Below are 18,654 nucleotides of genomic sequence, written 5' to 3'. Positions count from 1 at the left end.
TAGCGCTGGCTACCAGCGGCCGGCGTTCGCGCCGCCGTCGACATGGAGGATTTCGCCGGTGATGAAGCCCGCGGTCTCGAGATAGAGGACGGCGTCGACGACATCGCGAATGTCGCCCATGCGGCCGACCGGATTCAGCCCGGCGAGTGCCGAATGCTTTTCAACGGCATGCATCGGCGTCTTGATAATCCCTGGAGAGACCGCGTTCACACGAACGCCGCTCTTCGAGAACTCCATCGCCAGCGACCGGGTGGCCGCGTTCAGACCGCCCTTGGTCAGGGAAGCAAGCACCGAGGGCACGCCAGCGATTGGCTGGTCGACGAGGCTGGTGGTGATGTTGACGATGTGCCCCGAACCCTGTTTCAGCATCTCCGTGGCGGCGCGCTGGGTGATGTGGAAGAAGCCAGCCACATTGACACCGAGGTTATGGTCGTAGTCTTCCTGGGTCATTTCGACGAACGGCTTGGCCAGGAAAACGCCTGCATTGTTGACTAGTGTGTCGATGCGGCCGAAGCGCTCGAGCGTTTCGCGCACGATCCGCTCCGCGGTCTCCGGCTTGCTGATATCGCCTGCGACGTCAATAATGTCCGGGTCGACGCTGGGCTTGATCGACCGGGAGGTGGCGACGACGCGATAATTCCGGTCGCGGTAGGCCCGCACCAATTCTGCGCCGATGCCTTGCGATGCGCCGGTGATGATGGCGACCTTCTGTTGCGTGCTCATGATGTGATCCTTTCAAGTGCAGCGGCCGTTACAGTTGAGGCCGCCCTACGCCCTCGGCGTTGGTGCAATTGATTTAGATCCATTCGACATGTGAGAGAATTGCCGATGCTTGAGCGACAATCAACCGAATTCCGGCATAATCAGGCAAGCATGCCTGCCGCCGCCGCCATGCGCGCGAATTCGGAGCGCAGGCGAGGAGTTGCGAAATCCACGAAGGCGCGAACTTTCGGCACCGACATGCGGCCATGGGGCGCGAGCAGATGCACCGGCAGTGGCGGGTGTTCGGCGTCCGCGAGCACGATCTTCAACTGTCCGTCGCTCACATAAGATGCGACATGGTAGGAATAGAGCCTTGTCAGGCCGCCGCCAGCAGCGGCCGACGCGGCGGCCGCGCGAACGCTGTTGACGATGCACCGCGGCGTGAAATGGACCGTGCGCGGGATCGAGGAGCCCTTCGCCGGCGTGAAGCTCCAGGAATCCAGGCCGAAGTTGCTGAAGGCGACGATCTGGTGCTTCGTCAAGTCTGCGGGCTCGTCGATGCGCGGATGGCTGGCCAGATAGCGGGGGGAGGCGACCACGACACGTCGCACGTCGCCACCGAGACGGGTGGAGACATGGGAGGAGTCCGACAGGTGGCCGATGCGCACGGCAAGGTCGACGCCTTCGTCGACCAGGTTGACGAACCGATCCAGCATGAGAAGCCGCACGGAGACCGTCGGGTGAAGATCAAGGAAGTCGTCCAGTATAGGACGCAGCACCTCTTCTCCAAGAATCGGCGGTGCCGAAATGGTCAGCGTTCCGCGCGGTGCGGAGCGCTCGCCCCCGGCTAGCATGTCGGCTTCTTCAAGATCGACGAGCACACGCCGGCAGGCTGCCGCATAGCGCTGACCTGCCTCGCTCAGCTTCAGCGTCCGGGTTGTCCGGTGCAGCAGTTCGACACCGACATGCGCCTCCAGGAAGCTCAGCGCCCGGCTGACCGCCGTCGGCGATCGTTTCAGGTTGCGGGCTGCTCCGGCGAGGCTGCCCTCGTCAATTGCCGTCACAAACACCTTCATGGCGTCGATGCGATCCATTGTGTCGCCCCGCGGAATAGTGATTGCCTGGCGGCGAGTATTCACCCGAAATCGGAAGGAAGTAAATATCGGGAGGTGAAAGCAAGACAGGTCACGCCGCCGCGCTATCTGTCGGATAGGCCGGCGGCGGTTCAGAGTCTATCGAGTTTGATGACGAGGCCGTGCGGCGAGCAATGCTCGCGACGGCGAGTGTAGCCGGCCAAACCGCGTCTTGCGTTCGCTCAACAAAAGGAGACTGACGATGAAGATCCTGATGGTTTTGACTTCGCATGATCAGCTCGGAAACACCGGAAAGCCAACCGGCTTCTGGCTCGAGGAGTTTGCTGCGCCCTACTATGTGTTCAAGGATGCGGGCGCTGAGATCACCTTGGCCTCGCCCAAGGGCGGGCAGCCGCCGATCGATCCGAAGAGCGACGAGCCAGCCAACCAGACGGAGGCGATGGCCCGCTTCAAGGGCGATCCCGCAGCGCAAAGGGAGCTGGCAAACACGGTCGTGCTCAGCGACGTCAAGGCGGACGGTTTCGACACGGTCTTCTATCCCGGTGGCCACGGTCCGATGTGGGACCTCGTCAACGACAGGGACTCGATCGCCCTGATCGAAAGCTTCTACAATGCCGGCAAGCCGGTCGCTGCCGTTTGTCACGCCCCCGGGGTCCTGAGAAAGGTGACCTATCAGGGACAGCCCCTTGTCAAAGGCAAGCGCGTCACGGGCTTTGCCAACAGCGAGGAGGAGGCTGTCCATCTCACCGAGGTCGTGCCTTTCCTCGTCGAGGATGAGCTGAAGCGCCTGGGCGGGCACTATGAGAAAGCCGGCGACTGGGCCGATTTTACCATCGTCGACGGGCGTCTGATCACCGGCCAGAACCCGGCCTCGTCAACCTCGGCCGCGAAGGAATTACTGAAGCTTTTGAGCGCTTGAGCCGGCGGCGCCGCCGCTTGCAGTCTGATACAGTTCTCCGGAAACGCGACACATCCGGGATACTTCGGGCTGATCCCATGCAGCCACCATCAACGACCGGTCAGCGAGTATCGGTCAACTGCAGGGGATGACAATGATCCTATTCCTGATTGCCTATCTTGCAGGGGCGCTGACCATCGTCAGTCCCTGCATCCTGCCGGTCCTGCCTTTCGTGCTGTCGCGGGCAGGTCAGCCGTTTACGAGAAGCATCCTGCCGATGCTGATCGGCATGATCGTGACCTTCGCGGCGGTGGCAACGCTTGCCGCGGTCGGCGGAAGCTGGGCCGTGCATGCGAACGAAATCGGGCGATATGCTGCCATTGCTTTGATTGCAGCCTTCGGCGTGACGCTGCTTTCGCCGCGTCTCGCGGCGATGGTAACGCGGCCGGCTGTGGCGCTCGGCAGCCGTCTGTCGCAGCAAGCGAGCGGCAAGAAGGCCAGCCTTGGCACCTCCTTCCTTCTCGGCGTCGCGACCGGCCTCCTGTGGGCACCCTGCGCCGGCCCGATCCTCGGATTGGTACTGACCGGTGCCGCCCTGCAAGGGGCAAACGTGCAGACCACCCTCCTTCTGACGGCCTACGCCGCGGGCGCTGCCACCTCCTTGGCAATGGCTGTTCTTGCCGGCGAGAAGGTGTTTAGCGCGATGAAGCGATCGCTCGGCGTCGGCGAACGCCTTCGGCAGGGTCTTGGCGTAGCCGTCCTGGCCGGTGTTACTGCTATTGCTCTCGGGCTCGATACCGGACTGCTTTCGCGTCTCTCTTATGCAAGCAGCACCGGCATCGAGCAGTCGCTGCTGGATAGGCTGCATCGCGCAGGCGGTACGGCTGGGAAGCCGGCAGGCAACGCGATGCAACTTGGTGCGAACGATGCGAGCAAGGGATACCAGAGTGACTTGCCGGTGCTGGGCCGATTCGTGTCGCTTGACGGTGCTGTGGAATGGCTGAATTCGAAGCCGCTCACGGCCGAAGAATTGCGCGGCAAGGTCGTTCTGGTCGATTTCTGGACCTACTCCTGCATCAACTGCATTCGCACGATTCCTTATGTTCGCGCCTGGGCAGAGAAGTATCGTGATCGGGGCCTGGTCGTGATCGGCGTCCATTCGCCCGAATTTGCCTTCGAAAAGCGGATCGACAACGTCCGTCAGGCGATCGACAAATTCCAGATCCGCTATCCCGTGGCGATCGACAACAACTTCAAAATCTGGCGGGCGTTTGCCAACAATTACTGGCCGGCTCACTACTTCATCGATGCGAAGGGTCAAATCAGACACGCCCAGTTCGGTGAAGGAGACTACGAACAGTCCGAACGGGTCCTCCAGGATCTGCTGGCGGAAGCAGCAGGCAGCAGGAAGGCTGACACGGCCAGCGTCACGCCGAATGCCAAGGGCGCCGAAGCGGCGCCCGACCTCGCGCGCCTGCAGTCCGGTGAATCCTACATCGGCTACCTCCGAGCTGCCAACTTCATCTCGCCGGAAGGAATTGCGGCAGACGCCGCCCGTGACTACACCGTGGGACAGCCGAGCCTCAACGAATGGGGTCTGACGGGCAAGTGGACGGTAGGGGGCGAGCAGGCCTCGCTTGAGCAGGCCGGTGGAGGCATCACCTACCGGTTTAGTGCGCGGGATCTCCATCTCGTCCTTGGGCCCGGAGCGGATGGCAAGAAGGTCCGCTTCCAGGTGAAGGTCGATGGTGCGGCGCCGGGGGCAGACCACGGCTCGGATATTGATGTTGAAGGTAATGGCAGCGTTTCGGAAACGCGCCTTTACCAGCTCGTGCGTCAGTCGGGAGACGTGCGGGAGCGGACGTTCGAGATCCGCTTCCTCGATCCCGGTGTCGAAGCTTTCGTCTTCACCTTCGGTTGAAAGGACAAGACCGTGAAAAATCGAGAGAAAACCCGTTCGTCGTCACTCGCTACCATCGCCCGGCTGGGCCTTGTGGCCCTTGCGGTGATCGGAGGCGGCGGGCTTGCACTGAAGGTGAATGGCGGATCGGCGCCTGAAGAGGCCAAGCGCGTTCTACCGGTCCTCCATGACGTGGCCGCGACATCGGGAACGCAATCGCTGGTGCTTGCCGGCGGCTGCTTCTGGGGCGTGCAAGGGGCGTTCCAGCATGTTGCCGGCGTTGTGAGCGCCACGGCAGGGTATGCCGGCGGGAGCGCCGCGACTGCGACCTACGAGATGACGGAGACCGGGCAAACCGCTCATGCCGAAGCGGTGGAGATCGTCTTCAATCCGAAGCAAGTCACTTACGGTCAGTTGCTGCAGATCTTCTTCTCCGTCGTCCACGACCCGACACAGGTGGACCGGCAAGGGCCTGATGTCGGGAAGCAATACCGGTCGGCGATCTTTCCGCTGAACGACGAGCAGGCGAAGGTCGCTTCCGACTACATCGCGCAACTCGGCAAGCAAGGCGCTTTCAGTCGCCCGATTGCGACTTCGATCGAAGTCGGGAAGACGTTCTATCACGCTGAGGCCTATCACCAGGACTACGTCTACAACAATCCCAGCCAGCCCTATGTGTCCGTCTACGAGCAACCGAAGATCGAAGCTCTGAAGCGGCTTTTCCCGGCGCAGTATCTGGAGCGTCCAGTGCTCGTTGCAGAGCGGGCCGGCTGACCTTGGTCAAGGCTATGCCGCGGTGTCTCGCTCCGCGGCATAGCGGTGAACATAATTCCGAGTTGGGTCAGTCGAACCAGCAAGATCCCCGCCTACATAGCGATACAGTTCTCGGGGCACTCGAACACATTCGCGATACGCGCCGTCGTCACGCTCGAATTCTACCCGCTCCCGGAAAGATCAGAATTCTCCGGGGATTGACCCAAACGGGTCAAGCAATTGAGGAGAAAGCAATGCGCATTCTAGTCACCACCTTTGCCGTGCTCGCGCTGGCAGCCGTGCCATGCGCCTGGGATACCGCTCCGGGGGAGCCGCCCCCGATCGCAGCACTCTTCTCGCTGCTATCGCCTCCAGTCGATGCGGGCTCGAAGCAGACCGCGCAGACCGCCGATGGTGCCTTCCTGGCGACGTCGGTCGCGATGCCTGAACGCTCGAACGACTGAGGAGACCCACGATGAAACTCTTCGAAGACAAGATCTCGTCGGCGGCATCCCGTGTCCGGATCGCGCTGGCGCTGAAAGGGCTGGACGTCGAGCGTGAGACAATCGGTATCCTTGGTGCTGATGCCATCAATCGGAAGCCCGAATATCTGCAGGTCAATCCACAGGGGCTCGTTCCCGCATTGCTGACCGATGAGGGCGCGCTTCTGACCCAGTCGCTGGCAATCATCGAATATCTCGACGAGCGCTATCCTGATCCTCCGCTGCTGCCTGAAAAACGTGAGGATCGCGCCTTTGCCCGGGCAGTCGCCTTGGCGATCGCTGCGGACATCCACCCGCTTCTTCCGCCGCGGGTGACGACGCAGCTAGGCGCTATGGGCGTTGGACCGGAGGAGGTTGCCGACTGGAGCCGCCACTGGATCCGCGTCGGACTGACGGCGGTGGAAGAGCTGCTCGTGCGGCGACAGGCTGGCAGATATTCGGTCGGCGACACTCCGACGGTGGCCGACATCTGCCTGTTCCCGCAAGCCATAAACGCCGAGAGGAACAGCCTCTCTCTCGGCGAATGGCCGCGCGTTGCGGCGGTCGTCGCCAGACTTCGCGAGATCCCGGCTTTTGCCGACAACGGCCCGGTACCGCGAAAGTGAGCATCGAGCGAATTTAAACGTCCGTCTCAAGTCGCTCCATCATGGAATCAACCGGAGGAATCTAAATGCCTGATAAAGCTCAGCAGCACCGGAAGACCGTGTAGCAGACGAGCTTCGTCACGAATTGACCAACGGTCTTCTTGATCGATCAGCGCCGATGCTAGCTCGCGGAGCCAGCCTTAACGACGCTAGCACGAGCGGTCTTGAACGGGCGGCCTTGAACGGCGCCTTGAACGGGCGGCCGATCTCCTGGGGCTCACTGTGCCCGAAGCGATGAACCGCGCCATACTGGCCAGACTGATCGAGATCGGCCGGCATCGCGCAGTGGTGCGGGTGACGGGCGTCGCCTGTCCTGCTGGATGCCGAGGGCATCAGAGCGTTCGCGCGGGGTATCTACAATATTCGGTGCGCCGGCGTCTGAATTCTGCCGGTTGATAAAGCGCGCCGGCCAGTGCCGGCCGTGATATTCGAGGTCGGGTCGCGCCGCTGGTCCGGCACTGCTCAATTCGGGGCGTTTGAGTTGTGGCGAACTGGCCTGCAGGTGCTGCGAAACGACCGAATGTATACCAATGTATCGACCAAGCTGATGGTACACCAGCTTTCAATTCCGCCCACCGGGCACATAATGGATACACATGGATATTGGCACCTACGGGTGTCTTTAACGAAGTCTGGAGAACATCGATGGCAGAGGAAATCAATCAACCACGGCGGCGATTCATGGGCGTGGCGGCGCTGACCGTCGCCGCCGCGCAATTCGGCATCCTCGGGACGCGCGTTGCGCAAGCGGCAGCACCGGCCGCTCGCATTCCCACCATCGCACCAGGTACCAATACCTCGTTCGGCTCAATCAAGCAGATCGATGCCGGCGTGCTCAACGTCGGCTATGCCGAACTCGGCGCGAGCGACGCGCCGCCGGTCATTCTCCTGCACGGCTGGCCCTACGACATCCACACCTATGTCGACGTCGCACCGCTGGTTGCCGCGGCCGGCTACCGCGTCATCGTGCCCTATCTGCGTGGTTACGGCACGACGCAGTTCCTTTCCGACAAGACGATGCGCAACGGTCAGCAGGCTGCAATCGCCGCAGATATTATCGCGCTCATGGATGCACTGAAGATCGAGAAGGCGCTGATTGGCGGTTGTGATTGGGGAGCCCGCACGGCCGACATTATCGCCGCTCTCTGGCCAGAGCGCTGCAAGGCGCTGGTTTCCGTCAGCGGCTATCTTATCGGCAGCCAAGAAGCCAACAAGACGCCGCTCCCGCCGAAGGCCGAGCTCGCCTGGTGGTATCAGTTTTACTTCGCCACCGACCGCGGCCGCGCAGGCTATGCGCAATACCGCAGCGAGTTTGCCAAGCTCATCTGGCAGTTGGCATCACCGAAGTGGAATTTCGACGACGCGATCTTCAATCGTAGCGCGGCCGCCTTTGAAAATCCGGATCACGTTGACATCACCATTCACAACTACCGTTGGCGCATCAGCGTGGCAAAGGGCGAGAAGACGTATGACGAGCTCGAAGCGCGGCTTGCCAAGTTTCCGGTCATCGGCGTGCCGACCATCACGCTGGAAGGCGATGCCAACGGTGCGCCCCATCCGCAGCCGGAGGCTTATGCCAAGAAGTTCTCGGGGAAGTATGAGCATCGGCTGATCACCGGCGGTATCGGTCACAATCTGCCGCAGGAGGCTCCGCAAGCCTTTGCGCAAGCCGTGGTCGACGTCGATCAGTTCTGATCGTTCATCGTGCGAAGGTGGTCGCGGCGGCCAGCCGCGCCTCTCCGCCTTAGTTTTGAATACTGGACCGGGCGTAGAGCGTTTAGGCGCTCACGACGGTTTTTTTGATCGAGCCCGCGTCACGAAGGTCAGGTCCTGCCCGCGAAGCCCTTCGTACCTCAGCCAGGCGCGATCTGGGTCCGGCGCCTTGGTTGAGAGGTCAGCCGCTTAAGCGCGGTTCGTATCGTATTGTATCGGCACCGCGTTTGCGCCGGAGTTGGCTACATTTCAGCGCCGCGACGAAACATTCCAGACACGTGCGGAGTGCCATCTGCGGTTCGACAGCGAGCCAGGCAATCAGGCTTTGGCGGCGTCCATTTTTGTCGAAAGGAAGATCATTATGAGCGAGAACCAGAAAGTACTCTACACCGGCAAGACGCACACGACCGGCGGTCGCGACGGCGCATCCCGCAGTTCCGACGGCCGCCTCGATATCAAGCTTTCCTCGCCAGGCAGCGCGGGGCAGGGAACGAACCCTGAGCAGCTTTTCGCCGCTGGCTGGTCGGCCTGCTTCATCGGCGCGATGGGCTTTGCCGCCAATAGCTTGAAGGTCGCACTTCCGGCCGACCTCGCGGTCGATACCGAAGTGGACCTCTGCAGCAGCACGGGCGGCTACTCGCTTCAGGCACGCCTCAACGTCAGCCTGCCGGGCATCGATCACGAAACTGCCCGGGCTATTGTCGATGCGGCGCATCAAACCTGCCCGTATTCCAAGGCAACGCGCGGAAATATCAACGTCACCATAAACCTCCTCTGACGAGATAAAGAAGACGGCCCACCGTCATGGGGTGCGATGTTGGGGAGCGGCAGCCGTCAAAGGCTGCCGCTCTTTTTGCCGATAGTCGGGCGAGTATTTCCAGTGGTAACCGCGACGCGGTTCACGCTGCGGTTCGATTGATGACGATCTCCGCCGCAAGGCCGCCGCCATCGCGATTGCGCAGCGTCAACGACCCGCCGATCGCCGTGGCAAGCTGTGCGGCAATCGCCAGGCCGAGCCCGGTTCCGCCGGTATCGCGATTGCGCGATTGCTCCAGGCGAAAGAAGGGTTTGAGGACAGCTTCCAGCTGGTCATCGGGAATCCCGGGGCCGCGATCGAGCACTCTGACGACGATGCTCTCGCCGGCGGGACGTTGCACTTCGATCTCGGCGCTGCCGGCGAACTTCAGCGCGTTATCGATGAGATTGGTGAGAACGCGCCTCAAGGCGTGCGGTCGCGTCATGATCGCACCGCCGCTCATCTCTATGATCGCAACGTCCTTGCCAGTGTCCTGGTAATCGTAGACGAGGCTCTCGATGAACGAGGAAAGGTCGATGCGCGAGGCTTTCTCGACATTGCCATGGGCGCTGCGAGCATAGGCGACACCTTCCTTGACGAGACGCTCGATCTCGCCGAGATCCTGCATCAGCTTATCCCGATCGCCGAAATCCTCCGCCATCTCCGCCCTGAGCTTCATGCGGGTGATCGGCGTTTGCAGGTCGTGCGATATGGCCGCGAGTATTTGTACGCGCTCCTCAAGATATTGCGCGATGCGTTCGCGCATTGCGTTGAACGCGGTTGCGGCATAAGCGACTTCGCTCGGTCCCGTCTCGCTCAGGCGAGGGGTCTTCACGTTCGGGTCGAGCGTGTCGGCGGCTCGTGCGAGATTGACGAGAGGGCGAATTGCCTGACGGACGGCAACCCAGCTGCAAAGCACCAGCAAGGCCAGCTGCGCGGCAAGCACATAAGGCAGCCAATCGGCCAGCGGCATGACGCCGGCCGGGTTGACGTCTATCGTCAGGGGTGTGCCATCGCTGAGAGTGAGATGCGCCTGAAGGCGGAAGTTCGCGCCGGGAATGGTCTCGACTTCGATCGGATACTTTGCGCCGATCGCCGCCCGCACTTTCGAGGTGATTTCCGCACTACGAGCGTCGAGCGCAGGGCTACCGGGCAAGCCGGGTCCCAGAACAAATCGGTAGCTCCCCCGATCAAGACGATCGAGCCAGTCGGCACGTTCGTCGGCCGGGAGACGATCGAGGATGGCGATCGAGGTCGCGACGTCGTTTTCGAGGGTGTTGAACATTACCGACTTGGCGGCCGTGTAGCGCTCGAAAAACAGCACGGTGAACGACATGGCATGCGCGATCGCCAGACCGGCAAGCAGAATAAGAAATAGCCGCGCCCCGAGGGTGCGCGGCCACAGACGAAATCCATTCAGGAAGGCGTGCCTCGCCATTAGCGTGCCTCGGTGATCTCGATCGGCATCGAGAAGACGTAGCCCTCGCTGCGGACGGTCTTGATGTAAGTCGGCTCTCGGGCGTCGTCGCCGAGGCGCTGGCGCACGCGGCTGACAAGAAGGTCGATCGAACGGTCGAAAAGCTCAGCGTCGCGGCCCTGTGTCAGGTTGAGAAGCTGGTCGCGGTTGAGCACGCGCTGGGGGTGATCGATAAAGACGCGCAGCAACCGATATTCCGCACCGCTGAGCGCGATCACCGTCCCGTCCGAATCGATGAGATGGCGTGCCGTCGTATCGAGCTTCCACTTGCCGAAGCTCAGCAGTTGGCCGGCTTCCGATACCTGCAGATTCGGCGGCAGCATGCGCGTACGCCGCAGGACAGCCTTGATGCGGGCCAGCAATTCGCGCGCCGAGAACGGTTTGGCGAGGTAATCATCCGCACCCATTTCGAGACCGATGATGCGATCCATCTCATCCGTGCGCGCCGTCAGCATGACGATGGGAACGGCCTTGTGCCGTCCGGCACGCAACTCGCGGCTGAGAACGAGGCCGTCGTCGCCCGGCATCATGACGTCGAGGATGATCAGATCGACGGAGTTCGCTTCGAGGAAGGAGCGCATATGCCGCCCGTCGGCAACCGCGCTCACGCGCAGGCCATTCTTCTTCAGGTAACTCGACACGAGCTCCCGGATTTCGCGATCGTCATCGACGATCAGGATGTGGTCGATGTGCTCCATCGCGCGATCTCCATTATTCTACTGCTAATGACGCCCTTGATGTATCCGCCGTATGTTTGCGGCCTCGGGGCTCGCATGTTGCTGTATCCCGCGGCTCTTTGGATACATTGTGATACAATGCCAGCACTTTCAATTCTCTGGTAAGTCATGGAAATCGCTTGGTTCGTTCCTGCCGAAGTCGCTTGGCCGGCCGCTATCCGGCAAACAGACTGCCGATCAGGTCGCAGGTCGAGCCCTGCCAAAGCTCGCCTTCTCCCGCTCCTGCCCATAACGACAGAAAGGCCGCGGAGCCTTTTGCGGCCGACGCGCCTCGCAGGTCGCGGGTAAACTTGTTCTGCGCGGGAAACGGCATGACGGCATCCATCTTCGGCGTCATCTCTTTCATGAAGCGGTTCTCGATGCCTCGAGCAAACCGGCCTGAAAAAACACGTGTCGTTCGGGTCTTTCGCTTCGGAGCATCGAGTTCGGACCTGTAAGGAGCCGACGTGCCGGCCTCGCTGGTGGCCAGAAAGGCCGTGCCCATCTGCACCGCCTGCGCGCCCGCGGCGAGGGCGGCGCGAATGTCCGCCGCGGTCATGATACCGCCCGCTGCGATCAACGGCACGCGCACTTTCCCCGTGCATTGAGCGAGAAGGTCGCGAAGCACGATCTGCGGATCAGCAGCGTCGGGCTCGAAGATACCGCGATGGCCGCCGGCCTCGAAGCCTTGGAGCGTGATCGCGTCAACACCACTGTCTTCGAGTGCCTGCGCTTCCTCCGGTGCGGTCGCCGTCCCGATGAGCAGAATGCCGGCTTTCCGTGCGGCTTTCGTATGATCCGCCGACAACAGGCCGAAGACAAAACTGAACACGGCTGGCCTGATCCTCAAAACGGCCTCGAACTGTGCGTCGAAGTCCTCTTCGAATGGTGCTGAGAATTGCGGGGTCGGCAGATCAAGCTCGGCGCGATATCCGGCGGTGGCTGCAATCGCCCGGCCCACCGCAGCCGGATCAACGGTTGGGGTGGCGTGAGGAATGAAAAGGTTGATCGCGAAGGGCTTGTCCGTCCGCTGGCCTACCTTGTCAGCGAATTCAACGATGGCTGCGGGATTGGAATAGGCTGCTCCGATCGAACCCAGCGCACCGGTAGCCGAAGCGGCGATCACTAACGCGGGTGTTGACGGGCCACCAGCCATCGGCGCGACGATAAGGGGATACTTCAATCCAAGCTTGCGAAGAGGTTCGCCGTCGATCTCTGTTGGCACGCCCAATCTCCTTTTCCTGCAGGGGAATCGGTCCTTCATTCCGCGCAACAGGCTGTACTGCCCCCGACAACGCTCGACGGATCCTACCTCGCACACAGCGGTGTCGCGACTATTGCGCCCAATCGCTTGCTTCGACAAGCTGGTCGCAGCCGGTCCCGTGCACCGATATGTGGCGGTCGTGCCAGAGCCGATAATTCTGCGGAATTGCGTAGCAGATGCCACCCAGCCGCCAGCCGTGCCAAGAAACGCATCGTTTGAGCTGGATTTGAACTGACCGCGAGGATTATGACGAGCATGGGGTGTCGGAATCTCGTTTGGTCGGTCGTCTTCAAGACAGACGAGCTATGGAGAACAACGATGACTGCTACAATTACCGCCTTTGAACGGTCGCCCGATGGCGGCAAGGGTCTGGCGCGTGACATGCGCGTTCGCTGGGCGTTCGAAGAAGTGGGCCAGCCTTACAACGTTCGTCTTCTTTCGTTCAAGGCGATGAAGGAACCCGCACATCGCGCGCTTCAGCCTTTCGGGCAGATTCCGACCTATGAAGAAGGCGATCTGGCCCTGTTCGAGTCGGGCGCGATCGTATTCCATATCGCCGAGCGCCATGCAGGCCTGCTGCCAGACGATGCGAATGGCCGGGCGCGCGCGATCACATGGATGTTTGCCGCGCTCACCACGATGGAGCCGGCGATCGTCGAGCGTGAAGTCGCCCGGTACCTGGAGGGCGACGAGACCTGGTACGAGCAACGCCTGTCTATGGTCGACGGACGCATCCGCAAGCGGCTAGACGAACTTTCCGGTCGCCTTGGTGATGCCGACTGGCTCGACGGCGAGTTCAGCGCCGGTGACCTTCAGATGGTGTCGGTGCTGCTCAGGTTGAGAGGATCGGGTATACTGGACGGATATCAAAACCTTTCCGCCTATGTCGCCCGCGGCGAAGCGCGGCCCGCATACAAGCGTGCTTTCGACGCTCAGTTGGCGGTTTTCACTGCCGCATCTTCCGGCTCAAAAAGGTGAGCTCTAGGCCGAAAACTGTTCTTGGCGGCGTTTCTAGGAATGTCGGAATTCTGCCGGATGGTGCCCTTGGCGGCTCTGTCAATGGCTCATTATCAGGGGAACAGTGGCATGCGACAGCAGGCGATAGGTGACGCGGCCGAGAAGCAGTTCGAGCAGATAACCGTGCTTGAACGCGCCGATCAGAATGCAGGTGGCGTTCACCGATGTACCAAAGTCGAGGATGGTGTTGCCGACCGAGCGGCCCGTTGACGAGGTCACGACGATCTCGGCATCGAGTCCCAGCTGACGGCAGATTTCCGTCGCGGTGGTCTCGTAGTGCCTGTTCGGCTTGTCGTCGACGCAGAGCACGGTGATGCGGTTGGCAGCAAGGAGCCAGCGCCTTGCGGCAACCATTGTGCGCCGCGCGTGGTCATGCGGCTTCCAGCCGATCAGGACGTGGTCCAGCAGATGTCCGCGATAGCCATTGGCCGGCGGGACGAGCACGAGCTTGCCTTCGTGAAAGAGGACATCATGGAAGGCATCACGAGCGTCGAGATTGCCTCGGTAGGGCGTGACGACAAGCGACGCGTTCCGGCAGACCTTGCCGACGCAGCGGCGCAGGTCACCCTGGCAACTGCCGAGCACCAGGCTTTTCCGGTGAGGCGCGCTCAGTCTCCACTCGTCGAATAGCCGCTTGACCCGTTCGAACCGTTCGTGCGTCGAACCCTCCTCGAGGTCTCGCAGCATCTGCAATTCGATTTCCTCGGCCGATACGAGCATCGCCAGCGGATCGGCCCCGATATGTACGGGGGCGATGCTGTCCTGCACGGCGTCGGCCGCGTCGTCAGCCAGATCGAGACAGGACTGTGCCGAGGCCGGATCGGGCAGCAGGACGACGATATCGGCATGCTCGGTGAGGTCACGAACGTTATGCGGAGCTGCGCCTGCGTCAGGCCCGTCGAAGCCTTGTAACCAGTTGCGGTCATCGGTCGTTGTCGTGATCAAGCTGGCCCTCCTTCCTGGATCGGCCTCGCATAATGACTTTGGAATAATACGCCAATCTGATCGGGGTTTAAATCGTCTTGGCAGACGAAGGGCACCTATTTTGAGCGCCAAAGCCTGTGGCTGCCGGATCCCAATGCTGATTCTGGCGGTCTTGCGCCGTGAGCGCGACCTGCTAGAATCTGCCGTGCCAAGCTTTTGTGTTGGCTGCATTTTTAGGTTTCCTCTGGCTATATGCGGGGCGCGATGGAGACGCCAGTTACCTCTAAAGTGAGCTACGGCGCGGAGCCCGGCTTGCGCTTTGCCCTCCTCTTGGACGGGTGTGGTGGCTGTACGCAGCTGGACATTGCTCGGGCGCGACGATGGAAGCCGGACGATGGGATCATCTGGCTGCATTTCGAGCGCGACCATGCGGCGGCTGCCGATTGGATCAACAGGGAAAGCGGCCTCGATAGCTTCGTGACGGAAGCCCTTCTCGAAGAGGAAACACGGCCGCGCGTCGAGCCAGTCGCCGACGGCCTGCTGATCATCCTTCGGGGTGTCTGTGCGACGGCCCCGGAAGAGGAGCCGGAGAAGCAGACCGACATCGATCTCGTGCCGCTCCACATGTGGGTCGACGCCAACAAGGTCATTTCCCTGCGTGACAGCGGCCACTACATCACCGCATTGCGCGACATTCGCCAGGCGCTCGAGAAAGGCAAGGGCCCGCAGCGCACCGGAGACCTGCTGGCGCTGATCGGCGACAAGCTTGTGCGCGACTTGGAGCCCGTGCTCGACGCCATGGACGAGGAGGTGGACGAGCTTGACGAGATGATCTTTCACGGCGAAGCAAGCGAGGTGCGCCAGCGCCTCAAGCTGTTGCGCCGGCGTTCTGTACAGCTTCGCCGCTATCTGGCGCCGCAGCGTGATGCATTGAACCGCATCGAACATGATGACGCGCCATGGCTCCTGGAACGCGACAAGCTGCGGATGCGCGAGGTCATCGACAAGCTGATGCGCTTCATCGAGTACCTCGATGCCATCCGCGACCGCACGGGTATCCTGCACGATGACCTCTCGACGGTGATCAGCGAACGCATCGCACGCAATTCCAATCGGTTGGCGGCGCTGGCGGCCCTGCTGCTGCCGCCGAGCGTGGTGGCCGGCCTGTTCGGAATGAATGTCGGAGGCATTCCGGGGGTCAACGACACCTGGGCATTCGTCATCATCGTGATGTTCGTGACGATCACATCCATTGCGACGCTTTGGTTGCTTCGGCGGATCGGCTGGCTTTAGGCAGCGACCATGTTCTGTACGCAGCGCATCCGCGCCTGCGCCTCGGCTCGTGATGTCATGCGGTGGCGTTGCGGGCGGTGAATGCACCGTTCGGCAATGCCTTGCTGATCAATTCGCGGCGAAGCAGTAGAACAGGCCGTCGCCTCCCGTCGTCTTGAAGGCTTCCACGGTGCAGCCGCCACGTGTCGGATGCAGGAGTTCCACGACTTGGCTGCCGCCGACGCATTTTGTCCCGTCCGGTCGCTGTGGCCGACGATCGCGACACCTTCTGCACCGCCCATCGTCCAGTTGCCGCATGTTTCCGGCGCCGAAGTGCCATCGGCCTTCGAGCCGGTCAGGACGTCGTGGCGGTTCGGAGTGTCGCCGCGGCCGTTGATGACTTCGCCCTTCTCACTGAGCGCGGTCTGCTTGGTCAGGTTGTTCTTGTCGCTGTGTAGGGTGGCCACGTCGTCGGCGATTTTTTCACCCTTGGCATTATGCCATGGCCCGGAGCCGATGCGATCCTTTGCGTTCTCGGCGTCGGTGGAAAGATAGGCCTTCCAGGTCTTGCCAGTGGAGCCCGCGGCTGTCGCAAGTGTGTTGCAATAGGCGTCGGCACCGGTGAGGCCGCCGAGGTCGCCGCCCTTGCCGGGATTTGCACTGGTCACGAAGAAACTCATCGCGGTGTCCTGAGCATGGACCCCAACCGCTGAAAAGGCGAAAGCGGCTGCGATATAGGCAAACCTGCGTCTCATGGCGTCTCTCCCTGGTTGAAATTTCCAACGGGCGAAGCGTATTGCAGGTAAGCCTTGGGGTAAAATCGAAATCGCGTGATGGAGCCTTGCAGCTTGGTGTGGCCTCATGCCGATAGGCCACGACCTTCAGGTTTATGTCGCGGCTCACTCCGCGTCGCTGCCGTACCCGCCCTATCCGAGGTTTCAGTCAAGTCGCCGTGATTTCAACTATGCGTTCTTGACAATGGATTCGCGTGGGAAATATCTGTCACGAACCGGCTTCAGACGGAAGGCCTCAGCACAGCATGATCGACACGCGCTTTTCGACCGCTCTACAGATTGTCATCAGTGTCGCCGTCAACGAAGAGGCAAATCTCCGCACCACGAGCCAATCACTTGCACAAGGGCTGGATACCAGCGCCAGCTTTGTCCGCAAGCTGCTGCTGCCGCTCAATGAGAACGGTATTCTCGCTACTGCCCAGGGCGGCAAGGGCGGCATCCGTTTGGCGCGTCCGCGGGACCAGATATTGCTCAGCCAGATCTATGCTGCTGTCACCGGTGACAAGAAGATCTGGGCGACCAGGCATGACATTCCGCATGAGGGACTTGTGGGCGAGAATATCGGAGACCTCTCGGAGTTTCTTTGCGATCGAGCCGAGCAGGCCGTCGTCGACATGCTTGGTTCGGTGACCATTCACGACAGTGTAGCGGAGCTACGCCGCCTCGAGGCGCAGAAATCAGCCGGCCAGCCGCAGCCGACGGATGGAAGTCTCGTGCGCGATCGCCACGCCGCCGAATAAGTTCGTCCTCAAGACGAAAAAGGGGTGGCCGGGCAGGGAACCCAGGCCACCCCTCCTAACTGATCGGAGGTCAATCTGATCAGAAACTTTAAAGAGGCGCCGCATCGCCTTCTCCGTGACTTTAGTCGCGAAGCAAGGTGAAAACGCGGCGCCGTTTTTGATTAGAATGCGCGCTGGAGGCGGAAGAAGCCCGACGTTACGTCGTTGCCCTGGTCCGGATCGAGGTAGTTGACGGTCGCCTTGGCGTAGAAGTTGTCGACGATCTGATAGTCAACCGTCAGACCAACCTTCCAGGCGTCGTTGTTGTCGTTGAAGTCGCCAGCGACGATGCCGTAATTGCCGTAGTACTGAGCGGCCGGGGTGATTTTCAGCTTGTCGGTCGCCTTGATGGCGTACTCAGCTGCAACAGCCCATTCAGCTGCCTGATAATAGGAGTTCGGGCCGCTCGAGTAGACGCCTGCGAGGCCGAGTGTGCCTGGGCCAATGGCGACCGTACCCATGGCGCGAACGGCGCCTTCTTCGTTGTCGGTGTCGTAGCCAGCTGTGACCTGGTAGGAGAATACGCCAGCCTTGCCGCCGATGCCGATCGCTACGCCGACGTTGTTCGGCTGTTCGCCGGCGCTGTAGTAGCCGTCTTCCAGCTCGTCAACGCTGATACCAGCGTAGAAGTTGTCGGCTTCGTACTGATAGCGGATCGAGTTATGCAGCGTGACCTTGCTGCCGATGTCGTCCGTTTCGCCCGACAGGCCATCGTCCCACCAGCTGTAGAACAGACCGGCGCGGATGCCGGCGATGTCGATGTAAGCTGAGTCGAGCTTAGCAACCTGCGAGGATGCATTGTCGGCGTTCGTCTGGAGAACGATGACGCCCGTCAGCGGACCGTATTCGGTGTCGCTCTTGGCGGTGAACTGGAGCTGGCCGCGGGTGACAGCATCCCAATCGGACGCGCCGCCTGCGTTCGGGGAAACGTTGACCTGGAAACGGATGTAACCGCTGATCTTCAGGCAGGTTTCCGTGCCCGGGATGTAGAAGTAGCCGCTGCCGTAAGCGTCGCAGACGCGTACATATTCAACCGGTTCCGGCTCAGCAGCAACGATGGCGTCAGCGGCCTGCGCGCTCGAGATGGCAGCCAAGGCCGCCGCCGAGCTCATGAGGATCATCTTAATGTTCATAATCAGTCCAATCTTCTGTCGATTGGGCACAGGTCGTCACTGCCGAAAACCGGCTCTACCTACCCCAAATTGTTTCGTACAAGCCCTTGCGGGAAACGCGGTACGTCCGCGGCGCCAAATTACATTTCCGATTAAATGTATCAATAATAGATACAGTCAAAATTGAGTTTTGCTGCAAGGCGGAATTCGGGTGTTGCGCAAAGGCAACTATCGATTTTCGCGCAAGGATGCATTTGCTACCGCAGGCTATAACCGATTGTTACTCAACACGTTTT

17 protein-coding genes and 1 pseudogene are annotated in these 18,654 nt (G+C 61.1%); 10 read left to right on the top strand and 8 right to left on the bottom strand.

The genetic code is table 11. The features are described from left to right. Positions 1 to 9: 9 nt before the first annotated feature. Positions 10 to 723, bottom strand: a complete 714-nt coding sequence (locus tag ACSQ9D_RS14030; protein ID WP_436282727.1) for an SDR family NAD(P)-dependent oxidoreductase — start codon at positions 721 to 723, stop codon at positions 10 to 12. Between the two features lie 140 nt (positions 724 to 863). Continuing rightward, positions 864 to 1,796 carry a LysR family transcriptional regulator gene (locus ACSQ9D_RS14025; protein WP_436282726.1) on the bottom strand — a complete coding sequence of 311 codons (933 nt, stop codon included), beginning with the start codon at positions 1,794 to 1,796 and terminating at the stop codon, positions 864 to 866. Between the two features lie 241 nt (positions 1,797 to 2,037). Here ACSQ9D_RS14025 and ACSQ9D_RS14020 point away from each other — a divergent pair, with 241 nt between their 5' ends. The 7 genes from ACSQ9D_RS14020 (at position 2,038) to ACSQ9D_RS13990 (ending at position 8,985) form a co-directional block, all read left to right on the top strand. Continuing rightward, entirely contained in the window at positions 2,038 to 2,715 is a 678-nt protein-coding gene (locus tag ACSQ9D_RS14020; protein WP_436282725.1) for a type 1 glutamine amidotransferase domain-containing protein, read from the top strand. A 133-nt stretch (positions 2,716 to 2,848) separates the two neighbouring features. Beyond that, on the top strand, positions 2,849 to 4,615 hold the full coding sequence (locus ACSQ9D_RS14015) for a cytochrome c biogenesis protein DipZ (protein ID WP_436282724.1): 1,767 nt from the start codon (positions 2,849 to 2,851) through the stop codon (positions 4,613 to 4,615). A 12-nt stretch (positions 4,616 to 4,627) separates the two neighbouring features. Further along, positions 4,628 to 5,368, top strand: coding sequence for a peptide-methionine (S)-S-oxide reductase MsrA (gene msrA / locus ACSQ9D_RS14010; RefSeq protein ID WP_436282723.1), 741 nt, complete (start codon positions 4,628 to 4,630; stop codon positions 5,366 to 5,368). A gap of 233 nt (positions 5,369 to 5,601) precedes the next feature. After that, positions 5,602 to 5,811, top strand: coding sequence for a hypothetical protein (locus ACSQ9D_RS14005; protein ID WP_037120833.1), 210 nt, complete (start codon positions 5,602 to 5,604; stop codon positions 5,809 to 5,811). Between the two features lie 11 nt (positions 5,812 to 5,822). After that, positions 5,823 to 6,455, top strand: coding sequence for a maleylacetoacetate isomerase (gene maiA / locus ACSQ9D_RS14000; RefSeq protein WP_436282722.1), 633 nt, complete (start codon positions 5,823 to 5,825; stop codon positions 6,453 to 6,455). A 684-nt stretch (positions 6,456 to 7,139) separates the two neighbouring features. Continuing rightward, the gene (locus ACSQ9D_RS13995) at positions 7,140 to 8,189 is read left to right on the top strand and encodes an alpha/beta fold hydrolase (protein WP_436282721.1); all 1,050 of its coding nucleotides are present in this window, start codon (positions 7,140 to 7,142) and stop codon (positions 8,187 to 8,189) included. A 379-nt stretch (positions 8,190 to 8,568) separates the two neighbouring features. Next, positions 8,569 to 8,985 (top strand): organic hydroperoxide resistance protein, encoded by a 417-nt coding sequence (locus ACSQ9D_RS13990; RefSeq protein ID WP_436282720.1) that lies wholly within the window; start codon positions 8,569 to 8,571, stop codon positions 8,983 to 8,985. A 121-nt stretch (positions 8,986 to 9,106) separates the two neighbouring features. Here the strand turns inward: ACSQ9D_RS13990 and ACSQ9D_RS13985 are convergent, their stop codons facing one another. The 3 genes from ACSQ9D_RS13985 to ACSQ9D_RS13975 form a co-directional block, all read right to left on the bottom strand. Next, a complete protein-coding gene (locus tag ACSQ9D_RS13985; protein ID WP_436282719.1) occupies positions 9,107 to 10,441 on the bottom strand; it encodes a HAMP domain-containing sensor histidine kinase in 1,335 nt (444 codons plus the stop codon). After that, on the bottom strand, positions 10,441 to 11,178 hold the full coding sequence (locus ACSQ9D_RS13980; RefSeq protein ID WP_037120841.1) for a response regulator: 738 nt from the start codon (positions 11,176 to 11,178) through the stop codon (positions 10,441 to 10,443). Before ACSQ9D_RS13980 ends, ACSQ9D_RS13985 begins: the two co-directional genes overlap by 1 nt. 193 nt (positions 11,179 to 11,371) lie before the next feature. Continuing rightward, positions 11,372 to 12,421 carry an NAD(P)H-dependent flavin oxidoreductase gene (locus ACSQ9D_RS13975; protein ID WP_436282718.1) on the bottom strand — a complete coding sequence of 350 codons (1,050 nt, stop codon included), beginning with the start codon at positions 12,419 to 12,421 and terminating at the stop codon, positions 11,372 to 11,374. A 357-nt stretch (positions 12,422 to 12,778) separates the two neighbouring features. On the opposite strand from ACSQ9D_RS13975, the gene ACSQ9D_RS13970 reads away from it, so the two are divergent. Beyond that, positions 12,779 to 13,438 (top strand): glutathione S-transferase family protein, encoded by a 660-nt coding sequence (locus tag ACSQ9D_RS13970; protein ID WP_436282717.1) that lies wholly within the window; start codon positions 12,779 to 12,781, stop codon positions 13,436 to 13,438. 78 nt (positions 13,439 to 13,516) lie between these two features. On the opposite strand, the gene ACSQ9D_RS13965 is transcribed toward ACSQ9D_RS13970, so the two are convergent. Further along, complete coding sequence (locus ACSQ9D_RS13965; RefSeq protein ID WP_436282716.1) at positions 13,517 to 14,422, bottom strand: universal stress protein; 906 nt, start codon at positions 14,420 to 14,422, stop codon at positions 13,517 to 13,519. A gap of 243 nt (positions 14,423 to 14,665) precedes the next feature. Between ACSQ9D_RS13965 and ACSQ9D_RS13960 the strand changes: the two genes are divergently transcribed. Then, positions 14,666 to 15,694 (top strand): CorA family divalent cation transporter, encoded by a 1,029-nt coding sequence (locus ACSQ9D_RS13960; protein WP_436282715.1) that lies wholly within the window; start codon positions 14,666 to 14,668, stop codon positions 15,692 to 15,694. A 108-nt stretch (positions 15,695 to 15,802) separates the two neighbouring features. Here ACSQ9D_RS13960 and ACSQ9D_RS13955 read toward each other — a convergent pair. Continuing rightward, a pseudogene (locus ACSQ9D_RS13955) lies at positions 15,803 to 16,428 on the bottom strand (hypothetical protein). Positions 16,429 to 16,712: 284 nt separating this feature from the next. On the opposite strand from ACSQ9D_RS13955, the gene ACSQ9D_RS13950 reads away from it, so the two are divergent. After that, positions 16,713 to 17,207 carry an RrF2 family transcriptional regulator gene (locus tag ACSQ9D_RS13950; protein WP_436282714.1) on the top strand — a complete coding sequence of 165 codons (495 nt, stop codon included), beginning with the start codon at positions 16,713 to 16,715 and terminating at the stop codon, positions 17,205 to 17,207. A 161-nt stretch (positions 17,208 to 17,368) separates the two neighbouring features. On the opposite strand, the gene ACSQ9D_RS13945 is transcribed toward ACSQ9D_RS13950, so the two are convergent. After that, a complete protein-coding gene (locus ACSQ9D_RS13945) occupies positions 17,369 to 18,379 on the bottom strand; it encodes a porin (RefSeq protein ID WP_436282713.1) in 1,011 nt (336 codons plus the stop codon). Positions 18,380 to 18,654: the final 275 nt, after the last annotated feature.

This window comes from Rhizobium sp. LjRoot258, from assembly GCF_964254185.1.
Lineage (GTDB): Bacteria > Pseudomonadota > Alphaproteobacteria > Rhizobiales > Rhizobiaceae > Rhizobium.
Note: the sequence above shows the minus strand (reverse complement) of the source record. Positions and strands in the feature narration are given on the sequence as shown.